Origin of the sequence: Mycolicibacterium arseniciresistens (assembly GCF_030519285.1) — a bacterium.
Lineage (GTDB): Bacteria > Actinomycetota > Actinomycetes > Mycobacteriales > Mycobacteriaceae > Mycobacterium > Mycobacterium arseniciresistens.
On sequence record NZ_JAUMSQ010000408.1, the window covers coordinates 1 to 3,597 of the forward strand.

Genomic DNA, 3,597 nt, shown 5'->3' on the forward strand with positions numbered 1-3,597 from the left:
CGCGACGCCGCCGCGCAGTCGGCGGCGGCGACTGCCTGAGGGTCGCCGGTTGCGCAACCGGCCGCCCGTGTCGGCCTCCGGATCGCCGGTCGGCTCCTCGGATGCCTGGTCAGCGGTCGGTTCGCGGGTCACCTCGTCGGCGTCGGACTCCGCGGGCTCCTCGGCGGTGACCTCGGCCGGCTGGTCGTCCGCGGCTTCCTCGGTCGTCTCGTCGGCGCCGGTGTCCTCGACGTCGTCGGTGTCTTCTGTGTCCGCTGTGTCTTCGGTCTCAGCGGCCTTCCTGCGGCCGCGCCGGTTGACCGAGGCCTTCTTCGGCTTGAGCGGCTTCGGCGGCGGCGGGGGCAGTTCGGCGACGAAGGCCAGGTGGAAGGCGAGCGCACCGAGCACCGCGATCGCGGCGGCCGCGCCGTAGATCCCGAACAGCCACGAACCTGCGGAGTCGAGGCTCAACCAGATCTCGCTGACGGCCGCGCCGATGATCAGCACGCCCGCCAGCACGTGCAGCGCCGCTGACCAGGTACGCAGGCCGAGCGCGAGCCGTGGCGTCTGGAATTCGGGGCGACGGGTGCGCTGCAGCGTGAACACGACCGGCAGTGCGGCGAGCCCGATCAGCGCGCCCGCCACGATGCGCAACACGGTGCCCAGCGTGTGGGAGGTCTCGCCCATCAGCTCGTACCACCGCGGCAGCACGAAGAAGAAGTACAGAAGCGCAGCGATCAATGAGAACGATGCGTGCCACGTCACCGCGACCGAGCGCCGCATACTCCTCCTCGAGTTCTCTGGTCACGGGGTGTGACCGGTTCGTTTGTGCCGGTCACACCCCGGGACCGAGTGCGGAGGATAGGGGATTTGAACCCCTGAGGGCTGTTAACCCAACCCGCGTTCCAGGCGAGCGCCATAGGCCACTAGGCGAATCCTCCGCGGGCCATCGTAGCCGACCGGGCTGGTGCTCCGGTTCCGGCGCGGGTATTACACTCAGGGCGGACCCCGCGCGGCGTCCATCCTGTGAACTCCCCCAGGGCCGGAAGGCAGCAAGGGTCAACGGGCTCTGGCGGGTGCGCGGGGTCCCCTTGGTTCTCGCTCATGTCGGTGAAAGGCTCGCGGTGTCGTTCCAGTCCCTCGGCCGCGACGAACTGGCCGCCCAGCACGAACTGCAGCAGCGCAATTACGCCGAGCTGCAGGCCAAGAAGCTGCTGTTGGACCTCACCCGCGGCAAGCCGTCGCCGGCCCAGCTCGACCTGTCCAACGAATTGTTGAGCCTGCCCGCCGGGGACTACCGCGACGGCGACGGCACCGACACCCGCAACTACGGCGGCCTGCACGGGCTGCCCGAACTGCGCGCCATCTTCGGGGAACTGCTGGGCATCCAGGTGCCGAACCTGATCGCAGGCAACAACGCCAGCCTGGAGTTCATGCACGACGCGGTGGTGTTCTCGCTGCTGCACGGCACCGTCGACTCGCCGCGGCCCTGGAAGGACGAGCCGCAGGTCAAATTCCTGTGCCCCGCGCCGGGCTACGACCGCCACTTCGCGATCACCGAGAGCCTCGGCATCGAGATGATCACCGTGCCGATGCGCGAGGACGGCCCCGACGTCGACCTCATCGAGGAGCTCGTCGCCGCCGACCCGGCGATCAAGGGCATGTGGTGCGTGCCGGTGTTCGCCAATCCCACCGGTGTCACGTACTCCTGGGAGACGGTTCGGCGGCTGGTTCAGATGCGCACGGCCGCAAGCGATTTCCGGCTTTTCTGGGACAATGCCTACGCGGTGCACACGCTCACCCACGACTTCCCGCGGCAGGTCGACGTGCTGGGGCTGGCCGCGGCGGCCGGCAATCAGAACCGACCGCTGGTGTTCGCCTCGACCTCGAAGATCACCTTCGCCGGCGCCGGGGTCAGCTTCTTCGGCGGCTCGCTGGGCAACATCGCGTGGTACCTGCAGTACGCGGGCAAGAAGTCGATCGGCCCGGACAAGGTCAACCAGCTGCGGCACCTGCGGTTCTTCGGCGACGCCGACGGCGTGCGGCTGCAGATGCAGCGCCACCAGGAACTGCTGGCGCCGAAGTTCGCACTGGTCGCCGAGATCCTCGAGGACCGGCTCGGCGAGTCGAAGATCGCGTCGTGGACCGACCCCAAGGGCGGCTACTTCGTCAGCCTCGACGTCTGGCCCGGCACCGCCCGCCGCACGGTCGCGCTGGCCAAGGACGCCGGCATCGCCGTGACCGAGGCGGGCGCGTCGTTCCCGTACCGAAAAGATCCCGACGACAAGAACATCCGCATCGCGCCGACCTTTCCGGCGCTGCCGGACCTGCGTGAGGCGATCGACGGACTGGCCACCTGTGCGCTGCTCGCAGCGACCGAGTCCCTGCTCGCAACCTAGCGTGCACAGTCGTCGGTCCGCGTCGGTAGCCTGCTGAGCGTGGCGCTCTACCGCAAGTACCGACCGGCGACCTTCGCGGAGGTGGTGGGTCAGGAGCACGTCACCGAACCGCTGTCGACCGCGCTGTCGGCGGGCCGCATCAACCACGCCTACCTGTTCTCGGGTCCGCGCGGCTGCGGGAAGACCTCGTCGGCACGCATCCTGGCTCGCTCGCTGAACTGCGTGCAGGGGCCCACGCCCACGCCGTGCGGCGTGTGCGACTCGTGTGTGGCACTGGCGCCCAACGGCCCGGGCAGCGTCGACGTGGTGGAACTCGACGCGGCCAGCCACGGCGGCGTGGACGACACCCGCGAGCTGCGCGACCGCGCCTTCTACGCTCCGGCGCACTCCCGCTACCGCATCTTCATCGTCGACGAAGCGCACATGGTCACCACCGCGGGCTTCAACGCGCTGCTCAAGATCGTCGAGGAGCCACCGGACCACCTGATCTTCGTGTTCGCGACCACCGAGCCGGAGAAGGTGCTGCCGACCATCCGCTCGCGGACGCACCACTACCCCTTCCGGCTGCTCGCACCCAAGACGATGCGGACGCTGCTGGAACGGATCTGCGGCCAGGAGGGTGTGCAGGTCGACGACGTCGTCTACCCGCTGGTCATCCGCGCCGGCGGGGGATCACCGCGCGACACGCTGTCGGTGCTCGACCAGCTGCTCGCCGGCGCCGAGGGCAACCACGTGCAGTACGCCCGGGCGCTCGCGCTGCTCGGCGCCACCGACGTCGCCCTCATCGACGACGCCGTCGACGCGCTGGCCGCCGGTGACGCCGCAGCGCTGTTCGGCGCCGTCGAGGCCGTGATCGACGCCGGCCACGATCCACGCCGGTTCGCCACCGACCTGCTGGAACGCTTCCGTGACCTGATCGTGCTGCAGGCGGTGCCCGACGCCGCCGCACGCGGGGTGGTCGACGCTCCCGGTGACGTGCTGGAACGCATGCGCGAGCAGGCCGAGCGGCTGGGCACGGCGACGCTGACCCGGTTCGCCGAGGTGGTGCACGCCGGCCTCGGCGAGATGCGCGGTGCGACCGCGCCGCGACTGCTGCTCGAGGTGGTGTGTGCGCGGCTGCTGCTGCCGTCGGCCAGTGACACCGAGTCGGCGCTGCTGCAGCGGGTGGAGCGCATCGAGATGCGGCTCGACATGTCGATCCCGGCGGGCGAGGCGGCAC

Annotated in this window: 3 protein-coding genes, 1 tRNA gene and 1 other RNA gene; 3 read left to right on the top strand and 2 right to left on the bottom strand. The window is 70.0% G+C overall.

Features of this window, described 5'->3' with window-relative positions; genetic code table 11:
* Positions 1 to 762, bottom strand: a 762-nt coding sequence (locus Q2100_RS29370; RefSeq protein WP_302916861.1) for a lipid uptake coordinator LucA, incomplete at its 3' end; no start/stop codon positions are given.
* Between the two features lie 72 nt (positions 763 to 834).
* A tRNA-Ser gene (locus tag Q2100_RS29375) sits at positions 835 to 920 on the bottom strand.
* A gap of 59 nt (positions 921 to 979) precedes the next feature.
* Between Q2100_RS29375 and ffs the strand changes: the two genes are divergently transcribed.
* The 3 genes from ffs to Q2100_RS29390 form a co-directional block, all read left to right on the top strand.
* Positions 980 to 1,074, top strand: an RNA gene (ffs, locus tag Q2100_RS29380) — signal recognition particle sRNA small type.
* A 29-nt stretch (positions 1,075 to 1,103) separates the two neighbouring features.
* Positions 1,104 to 2,378 (top strand): aspartate aminotransferase type Ic, encoded by a 1,275-nt coding sequence (locus tag Q2100_RS29385; protein WP_302916862.1) that lies wholly within the window; start codon positions 1,104 to 1,106, stop codon positions 2,376 to 2,378.
* Between the two features lie 39 nt (positions 2,379 to 2,417).
* On the top strand, positions 2,418 to 3,597 hold a 1,180-nt coding region (locus tag Q2100_RS29390), incomplete at its 3' end, for a DNA polymerase III subunits gamma/tau (RefSeq protein ID WP_302916863.1).